Origin of the sequence: Allobranchiibius sp. GilTou38, from assembly GCF_017565325.1 — a bacterium.
Classification (GTDB): Bacteria; Actinomycetota; Actinomycetes; order Actinomycetales; family Dermatophilaceae; genus Allobranchiibius; species Allobranchiibius huperziae.
In genome coordinates, this window is sequence record NZ_JAGEKN010000005.1 from 1 (window position 1) to 15,397 (window position 15,397).

The following is a 15,397-nucleotide window of genomic DNA, read 5'->3' on the forward strand; positions in this document are numbered from 1 at the left end:
CAGGATCAAACTCTCCAAAAAAACAATCTTGCAAAATCAAATCCCAGCTGAAATCAACAGAAGATAAAACTTCGTCAACATCAACCAAACAAAAAATCTGGCATCAATCACTCGACACGCTGTTGAGTTATCAAGAAACGATCATGCATCCCGTCAGCCGCCGACAATGCGACGATCAACCGGAACTGACTTCCTCAGGTTCTGTTCGGCTCTTGGGCGTCAGACCGAGGTCCTCGCGCACTTGGCTCCGAACAAGATCCAGATTAGCAGGGCCTGCGTGGCCCCGTCCAACCGGATCCGCCAGCCCGTTTCGCGCTGACCTGAGGAACAGTACGGCACGTTCCGCGCGGTGTGCAAATCGAGCCCCGCGCCGACCCAAATTCCCTGCGAATACTGGGAATTGGGCTCATTCAGCGAACTCGCCGAGCAGGTCCGCCCGCGTCAGGACGCCGGTCGGTTTGCCGTTCCGCACGATCATCACCGCGTCGGTGCCGCTGAGGGCCGCACGGACCTCCGAAACCGGCTCCCCGGCGCCGATCAACGGCAGCGGCTCGTCCATGTGGCTGCCCACGGAATCGGTCAGGCTCGCCTTCCCCGCGTAGAGGGCGTCGAGCAGGGAGCGCTCGCTCACCGAGCCTGCCACCTCGCCGGCCATCACCGGCGGCTCCGCGTTCACCACGGGCATCTGGGAGACGCCGAACTCCTGCAGGATCGAGATCGCGTCGCGGACCGTCTCGCTGGGGTGGGTGTGCACCAGCGCCGGCATGTCCCCCGCCTTGCGCTTCAGCAGCTCCCCGGCCGTGCGCTCGGTGTGCTCGCGCAGGAATCCGTACGACGCCATCCATTCGTCGTCGAAGATCTTGCCCATGTAGCCGCGTCCGGAGTCCGGCAGGAGCACCACGACGGTCGCCTCCGCCGGCAGCGTCGCCGCGTGCCGCAGCGCGGCGACCACGGCCATGCCGCACGAGCCACCCACGAGCAGCCCCTCCTCGCGGGCCAGCCGACGGGTCATCGCGAACGACTCCGCGTCGGAGACCGGGATGACCTCGTCGACCACGCTCGGGTCGTACGCCGCGGGCCACATGTCCTCGCCCACGCCCTCCACCAGGTAGGGGCGGCCGGTGCCTCCGGAGTAGACCGAGCCCTCGGGGTCCGCGCCGATGATCCGCACCCGTCCGCCGTCCCTGTCCGCGGAGACCTCCCGCAGGTAGCGACCGGTGCCGGTGATCGTCCCGCCGGTGCCGATGCCGGTGACGAACGACGTCAACGCACCGTCGGTGTCCCTCCAGATCTCCGGGCCCGTGGACCTGTAGTGCGAGTTGGGTCCCTCGGGGTTGGAGTACTGGTCCGGCTTCCAGCCGCCCGGGGTCTCTGCCGCGATCCGGTCCGAGACCGAGTAGTAGCTGTCCGCGTGGTCCGGCGGGACCGAGGTGGGCGTCACGACGACCTTCGCGCCGTACGCGCGCAGCACCGCACGCTTGTCCTCACCGACCTTGTCCGGGCACACGAAGATGCACTGGTACCCCTTGCGCTGTGCCACCAGCGCCAGGCCGACGCCGGTGTTGCCGGACGTCGGCTCCACGATCGTCCCGCCGGGGAGCAGTGCGCCCGACGCCTCCGCCGCCTCGACCATCCGCAAGGCGATCCGGTCCTTCACCGATCCCCCCGGGTTCAGGTACTCCACCTTGGCGAGCACCGTGGCGGCGATGCTCTCGGTGACACGGTTCAACTTGACCAGGGGGGTCTCCCCTACGAGGTCGGCGATGTGCTCGGCGTATTTCATGCCTCCATGGTCGCAGGCGTATTCAGCCCACGACGTCCCAGTCCCCGCCCCGGATGAGACGATCAGGTGAGGGCAGGGGCACCTGTCCGCGGTTCGCGCGAGAGGAGGTCAGCACCGACATGGGTAGAGCACGACGGGCACGCAAGATCGCGGCGCGCGCGGCGTACGGCGGCGGCATCGGAGCCGTCGGCGCGGGACTCGTCGGAGTCACGGGGTGGGCCGTGCTGAAGGGCGAGGCGGCGATGGCCCGCCGGATCGTCGGGCATCCGTTCGACGGCGCACCCGATGATCAGGGCACCTACGGCTCCGCGCCCGGGGTGCCGCTGGACCTGCTGGTGCTCGGCGACTCCACGGCGAAGGGCCTCGGCGCGGACCTGCCGCACCAGACCGTCGGCGCGATCAACGCCACCGCGCTGGCCGCTATCGCCGGTCGCCCCGTCCGGCTGACCAACTTCGCCGTCGTGGGCGCCGTGTCCACCGACCTGGACCGCCAGGTCGAGCAGGCGCTGGCCCTGCTGCCGCACCCCGACGTCTGCATCATCATGGTCGGCGCCAACGACGTCACCCAGCGGATGGCGCGCTCCACCTCGGTCCGCCACCTGTCCTCGACCGTCGTCGCGCTGCGCGAAGCGGGGTGCCAGGTGGTGGTGGGCACCTGCCCGGACCTCGGCGTCATCGAGCCGGTGCCCCAGCCGCTACGACTGCTGGCGCAACGGTGGTCCCGCGATCTCGCCGCGGCCCAGACCGTGGGGGTCGTCGAGCACGGCGGCCGCACGGTCTCCCTGGGCGACCTGCTCGGGCACGAGTTCCGCAGCACCCCGCAGGTCATGTTCAGCAAGGACCGCTTCCACCCGTCGGCCGCCGGCTACGCCCGGGCCGCTTCCGCACTGCTGCCCAGCGTCCTGGACTCCCTCGGCTTCGCGTCGGCGGACACCGATCGCACCCCCGACGTACGCCGCGGAGAGGGCATCAGCCCGGTCTCCGTCGCCGCCACGTACGCCGTGCGCGACCCCGGCACCGAGGTCGCCGGCACCGAGGTCAGCGGCGACACGCGCAGTCGGCAGGGCCGCTGGGCGGTCCTGTTGCGGCGGCACCGGACCCCGCTGCCCGACACGCAGGACGAGCCGCGAGCGCCCGCCGACGGTCCCGACGCGGGATCCGCGGACGGCGACCTGCGGGACGAGTCCAGCGTCGACACCGCAGACGTCTGAGCGGTCCTGAGCCCGTGGCGAGCACGCCACCGGGGCCATTCGTCGACCGTCACCGCTCGCATAGGATCGCCCTTAGTCCGAGCGATGTCACGTCGGGCAGATGAGAGCGATCCCCAGCTATCCCCCAGTGATCCAGGAGTGCCGCAATGCCCGAGGCCGTCATCGTCTCCACCGCCCGTACGCCGATCGGTCGTGCGTTCAAGGGATCGCTGAAGGACATCCGCCCGGACGACCTGGCGACCCAGGCCGTGCTGGCCGCGCTCGACAAGGTGCCCGGCCTGGACCCCGCGCTGGTGGAGGACTTCTACCTCGGCTGCGCCGAGCCCTGGGGCGAGCACGGTGCCAACATGGCCCGCGTCGTCGCCGTCCTCGCCGGCCTGGACCACGTCCCCGCCTCCACGGTGAACCGCTTCTGCGCCTCCTCCGTGCAGACCACCCGGATGGCGGCGCACGCCATCCGCGCCGGTGAGGGCGACGTCTTCATCTCCGGCGGCGTGGAGTGCGTGTCGCGCTACGCGTCGTTCTCCGGCGCCGGCGGCACCTCCGCCGACTGGCAGAACCCGAAGTTCGCCGACGCGATCGCCCGCACCGAGCAGACCGCCAAGACCGGCGCGTCCTGGCACGACCCGCGCGAGGACGGCCAGCTGCCCGATATCTACATCGCGATGGGCCAGACGGCCGAGAACGTCGCCAGCTCCCGGGGCATCAGCCGCCGCCGTCAGGACGAGTGGGGCGTCAGCAGCCAGAACCGTGCCGAGGCCGCGATCGCCTCCGGCTTCTTCGAGCGAGAGATCACCCCCGTCACGCTTCCCGACGGCACCGTCGTCTCCCGTGACGACGGCCCCCGCGCCGGCGTCACCCTGGAGAAGGTGGAGGCACTGCAGCCGGTCTTCCGCGAGAACGGCACCGTCACCGCCGGCAACTGCTGCCCGCTGAACGACGGCGCCGCGGCGGTCGTCGTGATGAGCGACGTCAAGGCCAAGGAGCTCGGGCTGACCCCGCTGGCCCGCGTCGTGTCCACCGGCGTCTCGGCGCTGTCCCCCGAGATCATGGGTCTCGGACCGGTCGAGGCGTCACGGCAGGCACTCGACCGCGCCGGCCTGACCATCGCCGATGTGGACCTCTACGAGATCAACGAGGCCTTCGCCGCCCAGGTGCTGCCGTCCGCGGACGACCTGAAGATGGACTTCGACAAGCTCAACGTGCACGGCGGGGCGATCGCGCTCGGCCACCCGTTCGGGTCGACCGGAGCCCGGATCACCACCACCCTGCTCAACGGGCTGCGCGAGGTCGACGGCACGTTCGGCCTGGAGACCATGTGCGTCGGCGGCGGCCAGGGCATGGCCGTCATCTACGAGCGCCTGTCCTGACCTCGGACATCTCGGTCAGCTCGATCGTCGCGATGACCGGCACCGGCGGTGTCGCCCTGCTGCAGGATCCGCGTCCGGACGACGTCCGGCGCGCCCTGCAGCGGGTGACCCTCCGGTGGCGTCAGCTGCCGGTCGACCGGGCGGACGCACTGTCCGCCACGGTGCGTGCTCTCGCCGCCCGGTCCGCGGAACTGGACCCGGCGGACATCCCGGATCTCGGTCCCGCGACCGCGGTCGACCAGCTGTCGGTCGCGGTCTTCGACGCGTGCGCGAGCGGCCGCTGCGCCCACCTCAGCGAACGGCTCGGCGAGTTGCTGGCGAAGTTGGCCTGAGGACGCGCGTCCTCACGGCATCCGCTCGCCGGCCTCGACGGACTGCTCGATGATGTTCTGGGCCGGCGCCAGCGGACACACCCAGCGGTCGTCGTAGCGACAGGACGGGTGGTAGAGGAAGTTCAGGTCCACGACCATCTCCTGCCCGGCGCCTCCCAGGTCCGCGCCCTTGGCCGTGTCGAGCAGATAGCGTCCGCCGCCGTACGACGTGCTGCCCGCGGTGCCGTCGCGTAGCGGCAGGAAGAGGCCGCCGGCGTACTGGTCCAGCCACCAGACGGCGACCCGCGCATCGAACGGGTCCGGCAGGGTGATCCACCCGGCCAGGCTCAGGCTGGTCGATCCGTCGGCGCCCGAGTCGATGGCGAGCTGTTGCGCCGCGCCCGCGGGCTGCAGCGGGAGCGTCCACCGCAGAGCCGGGTCGTAGGGAAACACCGGGATCCCGTGGCGGCGCAGAGGGTCCGCGGCTGGCAACGGACTCTGCGGGTGGTGCAGGAACAACGACTCCCTTCCCGCGCGCCAACGTGCGTGACCCTCGGCCGGGTCGGCGCTCACGCGCACCCGCGCGTAGAGCTGGGCCACCTCGCGACGCCAGGCCGACAGTTGCAGTGCGGTGCGCGAGTCCATGCCCGCGAGACTACGGACGGGTCACCGACCGACCTACGACGCAGGGCCGCCGCCCGGGACATCTCCCGGGCGGCGGCCCTGTGCGTGGTGCGGGTGGCGTCAGTTGCGCATCCGCGCGAGCAGCCGCAGCAGCTCCAGGTAGAGCCAGACGATCGTGACGATCAGACCGTGCGCCATCAGCCAGGAGTACTTCTCGGGCAGCCCGGCCTGCACGGCGCGGGTGATCGAGTCGAAGTCGATGGCGAGGGAGTACGCCGCGAGCGCGATGCCGATCAGGCACAGCGCGATGCCGATGCCGCCCATCCCGAAGAAGCCGAAGCCGCCGAGCACGCCGGTGAACTGCAACACCAGGTTGATCAACCCGAAGAGCATGTAGCCCACGAGCGCCATGAAGAAGATCTTCCGGCTGCGCTCGGTCACCTTGATGAGGCCGAACTTCCAGCCGGCGAACATCGCCACGAAGACGCAGGCCGTGCCGAGCACGGCCTGGGCGACCACACCGGGCCAGATCGTGTTGAAGTACTGGCTGCACGCTCCGACGAAGAGCCCCTCCACCACGGCGTAGGTGAGGATCAGCGGCACCGAGACCTTCTTCATGAAGGCGATGGCCAGCCCGATTCCGAGCCCGACGAACATGCCACCGATCCAGATGGCGAGCCCCACGGACTGGTCGCCCCGTGAGATGAACCAGGAGACCGCGGCCGAGACGACCAGGAGACCGAAGAGCGTCAGCGTGCGCACGAAGACGTCGTCGAGGGTCATCGCACGACCCTGGCCGGTGGTCACCGGCGGAAAGCCGTACCCCTGCTCCGGCTTGTCGAAGGTCGGCTGCGGGGCGTATCCCTGCGGCGCCTGCCGGCCGTAGCCGCCCGGAGGCGGGCCATACGGGTCGCGGGGCGGCGGGTTGTAGGGAGTCGCCTGGCCGCGCTGACCGAACTGCGGCTGGCCGATCCCGGCGTACTTCCCCTGCGACAGCTCGCGGTTGAAACGCGAGAAGACGGGGTTCGTGGGCATTGCTTCCTCCGAAGCCGAGACGGTGCGCCCCATCGGCGCACACCTGCGTCACATCCTATGACGATCGAGGGGGCCCGCCGGTTCCCCGCGAAGCCCGCCGAGCACCGGAACCGCGCGGTTTCAGCGGCTCTGTCGCGCGTCGTGGACGGTGATCGCGACCTGGACGCGGTTGGCCGCCTCCAACTTGGTGAGCACCCGCGAGACGTGCGCCTTGACCGTCGGCACGCTCAGATAGAGCTGCCGGCCGATCTGGGCGTTGGACAGACCCTCCCCCACCCCGATCGCCACCTCCCGTTCGCGGTCGGTGAGCCGATCGAGCCGGTGGCGTGCCGCGGCCCCGCGGTCGTCGTCGCCGCTGGAGGCGACCCTGCTCATCAGGCTCGCCGTGATGGTCGGCGACAGCATCGGCTCGCCGTCCGCGACGGCCCGCACGGCCTGCACCAGGCGGTCCGGTGGCGTGTCCTTCAACAGGAACCCGCTGGCTCCCACCCGCAGCGCCCGCAGGATCAGGTCGTCGGTGTCGAACGTGGTGAGGACGATCACCCGGACGTCGTCGGCGTAGCGCCGCACCATCTGATCGCACGCGCTGATCCCGTCCAGCCGCGGCATCCGGATGTCCATGAGGACGACGTCCGGTCGATGCCGGGCGACCACGTCGAGTGCCTCGAGGCCGTCGCCGGCCTCGGCCAGGACGGTGATGTCCGGCGCACCGCCCAGGATCATCCGCAATCCGGCGCGTACCAGCGCCTCGTCGTCGACCAGGACCACCTCGACGCCGCCCACATCCTGCTCAACCATGGCCGGCACGCTCCCACGGCAGCGACGCGCGGACCAGGAAACGGTGCGCCCGGTCGACCTCGTAGGTGAGCTCGCCGCCGGCCAGCACCGCGCGCTCGGTGAGACCGATGAGGCCGAGGCCCGAACGCGTCGGCGCATCCGCGTCGCGGCCCGACGACGGCGTCGCCATCGCGTTGCTGACCTCGATCTGCACGCCGGCGCCGTTGTCCACCTCGATCCGGACGGCGACCTGCGACGTCGGGGAGTGTTTGCGAGCGTTCGTCAGACACTCCTGGACGATACGAAAAGCGTTGCGGGACAACGGCTCCGGCACCGACCTCAGATCGCCCTCGGTGTCGGCCTCGATGGACGCTCCGGCCTCCCGTTCGTGGTCGATGAGCGCGGGCAACTGCGCCAGGGTGGGTAGTGGAGCCGCCACCTGACTCTGGTCCAGATCCGGATCGCGCAGCACCCCCAGCACATCCCTCAACTCGGTCAGTGCCAGGTGGGAGTTCTCCTGGATGAGGGTCGCGGTCTCGCGGACCTGGTCGGGGGGCAGGTCCGCGCGGTAGGCCAGGGCGCCGGAGTGCATGGCCACCAGCGAGATCCGGTGTGCGAGGACGTCGTGCATCTCGCGGGCGATCCGGGCCCGCTCTCCGGCCCGCGCCTGCGCGACGCGCAGGTCCCGTTCCCGCTCGGCGGTCTCGGCGCGTTCGTGCAGTTGTGCCACGAGCTCCCGCCGGGCCCCGATGAACAGTCCGACCGCCACGGCGAACGCGAGCGACAGCACACTGGTCGTCAGATTCGTCACCCGCTCGCCCAGCCCGGTGTCCGCGGGGTGCACCGCGCTGAACACCACTCCGGTGACGATCCAGGCGGTCCCGGCGAGGACGATGTCTCGTCGCACGCGATGCGTACAGAGGGAGATGAGCGCGATCCCTGCCGCGGCGACCGTGCTGGCCACCACCGCCGTGGACGCGATGAGGACGAGCGTGACAGCGAGCGGCCGGCGGTGGCGCAGCAACAACAACGGCAGGAGAAGGGCTCCCGCGAGGAGATCGACGTAGGGCCACCAGTCGTGGAACCGGTAGTGAGCCGTCGTGCCGTCGGCCACCGTCGCCAGCCAGAGCAACGCGCCGACCACGGCGGACGCGAGCAGACGCCACGTCTCGCTCCACCACCGGGGCATCCGGATCCGGACATCGCTCGTCACCCTGCCGACCCTAGGGCGGATCACGGGCCCGGGCCCTCCGTGGCGCAGCATCCCATCCCGACGGACCGGCGACCCCCTACCGAAGTCGCACGCGCCGTATGCGCACGGCCGATGTGCGACCCCTGCGGCTTTCGGCAGCGTGGTCGTCATGATCACAGTCGAGAACCTGACCAAACGCTACGGCGGGTACACCGCCGTCGACGACGTGTCCTTCACCGTCCGCCCGGGGGCCGTCACCGGCTTCCTCGGCCCGAACGGCGCGGGCAAGTCCACCTGCATGCGGATCGTCTGCGGGCTCATGCCCGCGACCTCCGGGCGGGCGACCGTGCTCGATCGTCCGTACGCCGCCCTGCCGAACCCCGGTCGGCACGTCGGGGTGCTGCTGGACGCGTCCGCGCAGCACGCGGGCCGCACGGGCCGCGAGGTGCTCACCCTCGGCGCCGTCACGATGGGGCTGGCGCGCACCCGGGTGGAGGAGCTGCTCGATCTGGTGGGGCTGACCGACGCCGAGGCCGGGCGCCGCATCGGGAACTACTCGCTCGGGATGCGCCAACGCCTCGGAATCGCCCACGCCCTGCTCGGCGACCCCGAGGTGCTCATCCTGGACGAACCCGCCAACGGCCTGGACCCCGCCGGCATCCGATGGATGCGCACGCTGCTGCGCGGATACGCCGACCAGGGCGGCACCGTGCTGCTGTCCTCCCACCTGCTGCACGAGATCGAGGTCGTCGCGGACGAGCTGCTCGTCATCGGCCGCGGGAAGATCGTCGCCCGCGGTCCCAAGAACGAACTGATGCAGGCCACCGGCACGACGGTGCGCTCGACCGACGACCCGGCGTTCGAACGCGTGCTGGCGGACGCCGGTCTGCGGTCCGTCACCGACGGTGATGGACTGCGCGTCAGCGCGGACCCGGGTGAAATCGGCGCACTCGCCGCTCGGCACGGCGTCGTCCTGACCCTTCTGGCACCGGCGGGATCCGCGGGCCTGGAAGACATGTTCCTGCGGCTCACCGCCGCCGACGCACGAGAGGAAGTGCCAGCATGACCACCGTAGAGACCTCCCGGGTCACCGCACCACGGCTGCCGGCCCGCCTGCCGGCGCCCGACGACCGCGCGGTGCCCTTCACCCGGCTGGTGCACGTCGAACTGCGCAAGATCCTGGACACCCGCGCGGGCCGATGGCTGCTCATCGGCATCACTGCGGTCACGGCCATCGTCGTCGGCATCGTCATCTTCACCGGGTCTGCCGACGCTCACAAGGATCTGAGCGACTTCCTGACCGCGACCGTCATCCCGCAGTCGATCCTGCTGCCGCTGCTCGGCATCATCACCGTGACGTCCGAGTGGACTCAGCGAACGGGTCTGGTCACGTTCGCGCTCGAGCCGGATCGCACGAGGGTCGGCCGATCCAAGCTCGCCTCCGCTGCGCTGCTCGGCCTGCTCGTCCTCGCGACAGCCGTCCTCCTCGCCGTCGTGGCAACCGGGCTGTGCGAGGTCCTGCGCGGCGGCCACCCGGCCTGGTCGTTGGACGCCTTGACGATCGGCGGCGTGGTGCTCGCCCAGCTGCTCGCCGTCGTGCAGGGGGTCGCGTTCGGCCTGGTGCTGCAGAACACGCCCGCGGCGATCGTCTCGTATCTCGTGCTCCCCCAGGCATGGACGATCGTGGGCGACCTCGTGCACGGTCTGCACGGTGTGCAGCCCTGGCTGGACCTCAATTCGGCGACCAGTCCGCTGGTCGATGCCTCGATGACCGCCGAGAACTGGGCACAGCTCGGGGTGGCGGGGCTCGTGTGGGTGGTCCTACCGCTCATCGCCGGCGTCGTCCGTCTGCGGCGCAGCGAGGTCAAATGACCCGCGCCGCTTGACGAGAGCTACGCCAGCACGGCCCGGTGGGATATCAGGGGACCCACCGGGCCGTGTGGCGAGCTGTCTCGACATGTCCGTGACCGGTGCCCCCGACGGGACTCGAACCCGCACTCGAGCGATTTTAAGTCGCCTGCCTCTGCCGATTGGGCTACGAGGGCAGAGACAGGCTAGCCAGACGGGGCGGGCGTGCGACGCCACGTCCCCCCGTCGACACGTCCCTCAGTCGGTGTGCAGCAGTGAGAGCGCGATGCCGTCGAGGATGTCGGCCTCGCTCGCGCGTACCTGCTCCATCCCGGCGGTCTGCGCCAACCGGGTCACGATGCGGCTCCAGATGAGGGCACCCGCGCCGATGACGTCAACCCGCCCCTGGTGCATGAACGGCATGGCAGCCCGCTCGGCCCGGTCCGCCGCCAGGATCGCCCGGCAGGACGCGAGGATCTGCTCCACCGGGAGGCTGGCGCCGTGGATGACGGCGGGGTCGTACGCGCGCAGTTGCAGCGCGTGCGCGGTGATGGTCGTGACCGACCCGGCGAGCCCGACGAGGGTCGCGACCCCGTCGAAGCCGACCTGTGCCTGCGCCCGGTCGACGGCGGCGTCGATGTCGCGGGAGGCCGCATCGATCTGCGCAGCGGTCGGCGGGTCGGAGCGCAGGTGCCGCTCGGTCATCCGTACGCAGCCGATGTCGGTGGACAGCGCCGCGTCCACGGTGCGTCCGCCACGAACGAACTCGGTGGAGCCACCACCCAGGTCGACGACCAGGTAGAGGCCGGGCACACCGGTCGCGATCAGGTCGCCGGTGGCTCCCCGGAAGCTGAGCCGCGCCTCCTCGTCGCCGGTGACGACCTCGGGTGAGACGTCGTACGCGGCGAAGGCCTGGCGTACGCCGGCCACGAACTCCTCCGCGTTCGATGCATCACGGGACGCCGAGGTGGCGACGAATCGCACTGCGGTGACGGCGTTTTCGGTACACTGGGCGGCGTACTCGCGAGCCGTGGCCAGGGTACGGTCCATGGCCTCCGGCGCGATCCGGCCGGTGGAGTCGATGCCCTGTCCGAGCCGGACGAACTCCATCCGGCGCACCACGTCGACGGGCGGGCGAGCGCCGTCACTGTCGGCGATCAGCAGTCGGATGGTGTTGGTGCCGCAGTCGACCGCCGCGACCCGGGTCACTCGGCCTCCGGGGAGCAGCAACCGCCGGTCCACCACGCGGGTAGCGCAGCCAGCGCCTCGTCACCGAGCGGGTTCACACCGGGGCCGACGGCCATCGAGTGAGCGACGAGCACATGCAGGCACTTGACGCGGGTCGGCATCCCGCCGGCGGAGATCCCGGCGATCTCGGGCACATCGCCGAGCTCGGCGCGGTGCCGCAGATAGTCCTCGTGCGCGGATCGGTAGCGTGCGGCCAGGTCGGGGTCGTGCTCCAGCCGTTCGGTCATCTCGCGCATCATGCCCTGGGACTCCAGGGTGCTGATGGCGCCGGTCAGGCGCGGGCAGGTCGCGTAGTACGTCGTGGGGAACGGCGTGCCGTCCGGCAGTCGCGGCAGCGTGCGGACCACGGCCGGGCAGCCGCACGGGCACCGGGCCGCCACGTCGATCGCGCCACGCGGCACCCGGCCGAGCTGCTGTTCGATCGCCGCGAGGTCGGCCTCACCGATGGAGCTCGTCGTCATCGGACTCGTCATCGGGGCGGGGTGCGCACCAGCGACTGCCACAGCTGCCCGTACCACGGGTGGGTGCTGGACGCCGTGGTCGCCGCCACCACGCCCGACTTGGTCACGGGGTGCGTCGTGCCCTGCTTGTCGACCACGATCGTGAGCGTGCCGCCCGGTGCCACGAAACCCAGGCGCTTGGCGGCCTGCGCCTTCACGTACGCCGGGTCGTTCCACTCCCTCTGCTGCGCCTGCAGGGAGCGGATGTCGGCCTGCTGGGAGGCCACCTGACTGCGCATGCCGTTGATGTCGCCCTGGGCCCGCAGGTAGCTGCGCAGCGTGGGGGTGATGAGCACCGCGAGGAATACCACGAGCGCGCCGAGCACCGTGAGCCGGCGCATCGAGCGCGGCGTACGACGCCGGCGTGCAGCACGGGCCGCGCCGCCCGACGTCGACGAGGCACGCGGTGTACGGGTCGGCCGCGACCCGGCGGGGCGGCTCGCCGCGGGTCGCGAACTGTGCCCACGCGGTTGCGCGGGCCGGGTCGAGCGCGGGTCGCGCGGCATGACGGTGTCTCTCCCTGCTCAGGCGGTGAAACGCGGGAACGCCGAGGCGCCGGCGTACGTCGCCGCGTCGTCCAGCTCCTCCTCGATGCGCAACAGCTGGTTGTACTTCGCGACGCGGTCCGAGCGGGCGGGCGCGCCGGTCTTGATCTGACCGCAGTTGGTGGCGACCGCGAGGTCGGCGATCGTGGTGTCCTCGGTCTCGCCCGAGCGGTGGCTCATCATGCAGCGGAAACCGTTGCTCTGGGCCAGCGTGACCGCGTCGAGGGTCTCGGTCAGCGAGCCGATCTGGTTGACCTTCACCAGCAGCGCGTTGGCCGTGCCGGTGTCGATGCCGCGCTGCAGTCGCTCGGGGTTGGTGACGAAGAGATCGTCGCCGACGATCTGCACCTGGTGGCCGATCTGGTCGGTCAGGGTCTTCCAGCCGTCCCAGTCGTCCTCGTGCAGCGGGTCTTCGAGCGAGACGAGCGGGTAGTCCGCCACCAGCTGTGCGTAGTAGGCGGACATCTGCTCGGCCGACTTCTTCGTGGCCTCGAACTGGTAGCCGCCCTTGTCGAAGAACTCGCTGGCTGCGACGTCGACGGCCAGACCGATCTCCTTGCCCGGGGTGTAGCCGGCCTTCTCGATCGCGGTCAGGATCAGGTCGAGCGCCGCGCGGTTGCTCTCCAGGTTCGGTGCGAAACCGCCCTCGTCGCCGAGGCCGGTCGACAGGCCCTGCTTCTTCAGCACCGACTTCAGGCTGTGGTAGATCTCCGCGCCCCAACGCAGTGCCTCGCGGAAGGACTCCGCGCCGATCGGGGCGATCATGAACTCCTGGATGTCGACATTGGAGTCGGCGTGCGACCCGCCGTTCAAGATGTTCATCATCGGCACCGGCAGCACGTGCGCGTTGGGGCCGCCGACGTAGCGGAAGAGTGGCAGGTCGGCCGACTCGGCGGCCGCCTTCGCGACGGCGAGGGAGACGCCCAGGATCGCGTTGGCGCCGATCTTGCCCTTGTTGGGGGTGCCGTCGATGCCGATCATCTCGGCGTCGACCAGGCGCTGCTCACTGGCGTCGAAGCCGAGCAGGTGCGGGGCCAGCTCCTCGCCGATCGCGTCGACCGCGTCCTGCACGCCCTTGCCGAGGTAGCGCTTCTTGTCGTTGTCGCGACGCTCGACCGCCTCGAACTGGCCGGTGGACGCGCCGGAGGGAACGGCCGCGCGACCGACGACGCCGTCGTCCAGTGCGACCTCGACCTCGACCGTCGGGTTGCCGCGCGAGTCCAGGATCTCGCGGGCGAGGATTGCATCGATGCTGGCCACTTCAGGCTCCCAAGGTCGGTGGACGGCGTACTGATCCACGAGCCTAACGGCGTCGGCAGGGCAGGCGCGCGCGGCGCGCAGAACCACCGTGACTCAGGTAGGGCCCGGAGCCACAGGTCGGCCCGTGGCTCTCGGTCCTCCCCGCGTCCCGGTCACTCCTCGGGGCGGGACAGCGGCCGTGACCGCTCCGCCACCGCCTGCACCTCTCGAGCCAGCAACGCTTCGGCGGACTCCCCGCGCTCGCGCGCCGCCGCGACCTGCCGCAGTAGCTGGGAGCCGGCCGACTCGTCGTACGCGAGGTCGACGCCCCGCCGGGCGGCACGGGACAGCAGCTTCTCCGCGACGAGCAAGGTGGGCAGTCCCTTGGGGATGCCGGCCAGCAGGTCGCCGGCGTCCCGGTCGGGCTTCTCGGTGGCCTTGATCTGCTCCCACGAGGCCTCGACCTCACCGGCGGTGGTGGCGTCACCGTCGCCGAAGACATGCGGGTGGCGCCGGATCAGCTTGGCGACGAGGCCGCCCGCGACGTCGTCGATGTCGAACGGCTCCTGCTGGTCCTCGGCCGCGAGACGCGCGTGGAAGAGCACCTGAAGCAGGACGTCGCCGAGCTCCTCGGCGAGGTGGGCACGATCGCGTCGTTCGATGGCCTCGAGCGTCTCGTAGGTCTCTTCGATCAGGTACTTCGCCAGGCTGTCGTGGGTCTGCTCGGCGTCCCATGGACAGCCGCCGGGCGACCGCAGCGTGTCCATCACGGCGACCGCGTCCAGCAGCCGGGCTCCCGGCAGATCCCAGGAGCCGACGACGATCTCCACCGACGGCGGGGTCTCCAGCCGGGTCAACTCACCGGCGAGTGCATCGGTCAGGCCGGGGTCGCCGTCCGCGGAGCCGATCCAGACCACCCGGCCGTCGTGCTGGGCGAGCGCCCGCGCCAGCTCGCGGCGGTCGTCGTATCGGGTCGCCCGCACCTCGACGCCGCTGGTGCGGACCGCGTCCGGCACCGGCTCGTCCGGATCCGCGGCGTAGACGACGTCGGCCGCCTCGAGCACCTGCCAGGCGGACCTGCTGAGCAGGCCGGCGGGCACCCGGGGGGAAGTGACGAGGATCGCGAGCGACGCCTCGCGCGCGACGACGGCGATGGTCAGCCCTTGCTCGAGCTCTTGCTGACGATCCACGGCTCCGAGGTCGCGAGCACCCCGTTGGCGCCGCCCCATCGGCCGAACCGCGGGTTGATCTCGACCTTGGCGGCGTTGACGATCTTGGTGATCTCGGCGACACCGGCCTGGGAGTTGCTGATGTTGGTGACCGCGACGTTGCTGCGCAGCGCGTCGATGGCGGCGGTCGAGGGGTTGGCGACGTTGCGCTGCGCGAACTCCTGGCGGGCCTGCGCTGCGGAGAACGCGCCGCCCTGCTCCGCGGCCACGCGCTGGAAGTCGTTGGCGAACACCAGATAGGTGATGGCGGAGCGGGAGTTGAAGTCCGCGGCGCCGGAGCCGAACGCCTGCTTGATCTGGGTGACCGCGTCCTGCACCTGATCGACGCTGACGCGGGTGCCGTCGTAGGACGCAGCGGTGGTGCTGTTGTGGAACAGCTGGCTGCTACCGCACCCGCTGACCCCGACGACGGTGACGGCTAGGGCGGCGATGCCGACGGCACGGCGCGACGTACTCACTTGTGGACCTCCTCGAACGACAGCGGT

Annotated in this window: 16 protein-coding genes and 1 tRNA gene; 5 read left to right on the forward strand and 12 right to left on the reverse strand. The window is 70.6% G+C overall.

What is annotated here, in order from left to right; all coding sequences use genetic code 11:
* Nucleotides 1–406: 406 nt before the first annotated feature.
* Complete coding sequence (locus tag JOB34_RS03420) at nt 407–1,783, reverse strand: cystathionine beta-synthase (protein WP_208051415.1); 1,377 nt, start codon at nt 1,781–1,783, stop codon at nt 407–409.
* A gap of 119 nt (nt 1,784–1,902) precedes the next feature.
* Here JOB34_RS03420 and JOB34_RS03425 point away from each other — a divergent pair, with 119 nt between their 5' ends.
* The 3 genes from JOB34_RS03425 (at nt 1,903) to JOB34_RS03435 (ending at nt 4,696) form a co-directional block, all read left to right on the forward strand.
* Entirely contained in the window at nt 1,903–2,994 is a 1,092-nt protein-coding gene (locus tag JOB34_RS03425) for an SGNH/GDSL hydrolase family protein (protein WP_179479125.1), read from the forward strand.
* 146 nt (nt 2,995–3,140) lie between these two features.
* Entirely contained in the window at nt 3,141–4,364 is a 1,224-nt protein-coding gene (locus tag JOB34_RS03430) for an acetyl-CoA C-acetyltransferase (protein ID WP_208051416.1), read from the forward strand.
* A gap of 32 nt (nt 4,365–4,396) precedes the next feature.
* Nucleotides 4,397–4,696, forward strand: a complete 300-nt coding sequence (locus JOB34_RS03435; protein WP_208051417.1) for a hypothetical protein — start codon at nt 4,397–4,399, stop codon at nt 4,694–4,696.
* Nucleotides 4,697–4,708: 12 nt separating this feature from the next.
* Here JOB34_RS03435 and JOB34_RS03440 read toward each other — a convergent pair whose 3' ends face one another.
* The 4 genes from JOB34_RS03440 to JOB34_RS17815 all read right to left on the reverse strand — a co-directional run bounded on the left by JOB34_RS03440 (nt 4,709) and on the right by JOB34_RS17815 (nt 8,324).
* Nucleotides 4,709–5,320 carry a DUF1684 domain-containing protein gene (locus tag JOB34_RS03440; RefSeq protein WP_208051418.1) on the reverse strand — a complete coding sequence of 204 codons (612 nt, stop codon included), beginning with the start codon at nt 5,318–5,320 and terminating at the stop codon, nt 4,709–4,711.
* 99 nt (nt 5,321–5,419) lie between these two features.
* Nucleotides 5,420–6,334 (reverse strand): Bax inhibitor-1/YccA family protein, encoded by a 915-nt coding sequence (locus JOB34_RS03445; RefSeq protein WP_208051419.1) that lies wholly within the window; start codon nt 6,332–6,334, stop codon nt 5,420–5,422.
* Nucleotides 6,335–6,454: 120 nt separating this feature from the next.
* Nucleotides 6,455–7,132 (reverse strand): response regulator transcription factor, encoded by a 678-nt coding sequence (locus tag JOB34_RS03450; protein ID WP_179479115.1) that lies wholly within the window; start codon nt 7,130–7,132, stop codon nt 6,455–6,457.
* A complete protein-coding gene (locus JOB34_RS17815) occupies nt 7,125–8,324 on the reverse strand; it encodes a histidine kinase (protein ID WP_208051420.1) in 1,200 nt (399 codons plus the stop codon). Before JOB34_RS17815 ends, JOB34_RS03450 begins: the two co-directional genes overlap by 8 nt.
* 148 nt (nt 8,325–8,472) lie before the next feature.
* On the opposite strand from JOB34_RS17815, the gene JOB34_RS03460 reads away from it, so the two are divergent.
* Nucleotides 8,473–9,369: an ATP-binding cassette domain-containing protein gene (locus JOB34_RS03460; RefSeq protein WP_208051421.1), complete on the forward strand. Its 897-nt coding sequence runs from the start codon at nt 8,473–8,475 to the stop codon at nt 9,367–9,369.
* Nucleotides 9,366–10,175, forward strand: coding sequence for an ABC transporter permease (locus JOB34_RS03465; RefSeq protein ID WP_208051422.1), 810 nt, complete (start codon nt 9,366–9,368; stop codon nt 10,173–10,175). Before JOB34_RS03460 ends, JOB34_RS03465 begins: the two co-directional genes overlap by 4 nt.
* A 99-nt stretch (nt 10,176–10,274) precedes the next feature.
* Here the strand turns inward: JOB34_RS03465 and JOB34_RS03470 are convergent.
* From JOB34_RS03470 to JOB34_RS03500, 7 genes are all read right to left on the reverse strand, one after another.
* Nucleotides 10,275–10,348: transfer RNA gene (locus tag JOB34_RS03470), tRNA-Leu, on the reverse strand.
* 61 nt (nt 10,349–10,409) lie between these two features.
* Entirely contained in the window at nt 10,410–11,360 is a 951-nt protein-coding gene (locus JOB34_RS03475; protein ID WP_208051423.1) for a Ppx/GppA phosphatase family protein, read from the reverse strand.
* Nucleotides 11,357–11,860, reverse strand: coding sequence for a DUF501 domain-containing protein (locus JOB34_RS03480; protein ID WP_179479105.1), 504 nt, complete (start codon nt 11,858–11,860; stop codon nt 11,357–11,359). Before JOB34_RS03480 ends, JOB34_RS03475 begins: the two co-directional genes overlap by 4 nt.
* 8 nt (nt 11,861–11,868) lie before the next feature.
* A complete protein-coding gene (locus JOB34_RS03485) occupies nt 11,869–12,405 on the reverse strand; it encodes a septum formation initiator family protein (RefSeq protein ID WP_208051424.1) in 537 nt (178 codons plus the stop codon).
* Between the two features lie 18 nt (nt 12,406–12,423).
* On the reverse strand, nt 12,424–13,704 hold the full coding sequence (eno, locus tag JOB34_RS03490; RefSeq protein WP_208051425.1) for a phosphopyruvate hydratase: 1,281 nt from the start codon (nt 13,702–13,704) through the stop codon (nt 12,424–12,426).
* A gap of 152 nt (nt 13,705–13,856) precedes the next feature.
* Nucleotides 13,857–14,873, reverse strand: coding sequence for a MazG family protein (locus tag JOB34_RS03495; protein ID WP_347813699.1), 1,017 nt, complete (start codon nt 14,871–14,873; stop codon nt 13,857–13,859).
* Nucleotides 14,840–15,370, reverse strand: a complete 531-nt coding sequence (locus tag JOB34_RS03500; RefSeq protein ID WP_208051427.1) for a hypothetical protein — start codon at nt 15,368–15,370, stop codon at nt 14,840–14,842. Before JOB34_RS03500 ends, JOB34_RS03495 begins: the two co-directional genes overlap by 34 nt.
* Between the last annotated feature and the right edge of the window lie 27 nt (nt 15,371–15,397).

What these genes read in the sequence shown, in the direction of transcription:
- JOB34_RS03430 (WP_208051416.1), top strand. Translation starts at nt 3,141, where the DNA reads ATGCCCGAGGCCGTCATCGTCTCCACCGCCCGTACGCCGATCGGTCGT.
- JOB34_RS03480 (WP_179479105.1), bottom strand. Translation starts at nt 11,860, where the DNA reads ATGACGACGAGCTCCATCGGTGAGGCCGACCTCGCGGCGATCGAACAG.
- JOB34_RS03465 (WP_208051422.1), top strand. Translation starts at nt 9,366, where the DNA reads ATGACCACCGTAGAGACCTCCCGGGTCACCGCACCACGGCTGCCGGCC.
- JOB34_RS03425 (WP_179479125.1), top strand. Translation starts at nt 1,903, where the DNA reads ATGGGTAGAGCACGACGGGCACGCAAGATCGCGGCGCGCGCGGCGTAC.
- JOB34_RS03435 (WP_208051417.1), top strand. Translation starts at nt 4,397, where the DNA reads ATGACCGGCACCGGCGGTGTCGCCCTGCTGCAGGATCCGCGTCCGGAC.
- JOB34_RS03485 (WP_208051424.1), bottom strand. Translation starts at nt 12,405, where the DNA reads ATGCCGCGCGACCCGCGCTCGACCCGGCCCGCGCAACCGCGTGGGCAC.
- JOB34_RS03450 (WP_179479115.1), bottom strand. Translation starts at nt 7,132, where the DNA reads ATGGTTGAGCAGGATGTGGGCGGCGTCGAGGTGGTCCTGGTCGACGAC.
- JOB34_RS03440 (WP_208051418.1), bottom strand. Translation starts at nt 5,320, where the DNA reads ATGGACTCGCGCACCGCACTGCAACTGTCGGCCTGGCGTCGCGAGGTG.
- JOB34_RS03460 (WP_208051421.1), top strand. Translation starts at nt 8,473, where the DNA reads ATGATCACAGTCGAGAACCTGACCAAACGCTACGGCGGGTACACCGCC.
- JOB34_RS03420 (WP_208051415.1), bottom strand. Translation starts at nt 1,783, where the DNA reads ATGAAATACGCCGAGCACATCGCCGACCTCGTAGGGGAGACCCCCCTG.
- JOB34_RS03445 (WP_208051419.1), bottom strand. Translation starts at nt 6,334, where the DNA reads ATGCCCACGAACCCCGTCTTCTCGCGTTTCAACCGCGAGCTGTCGCAG.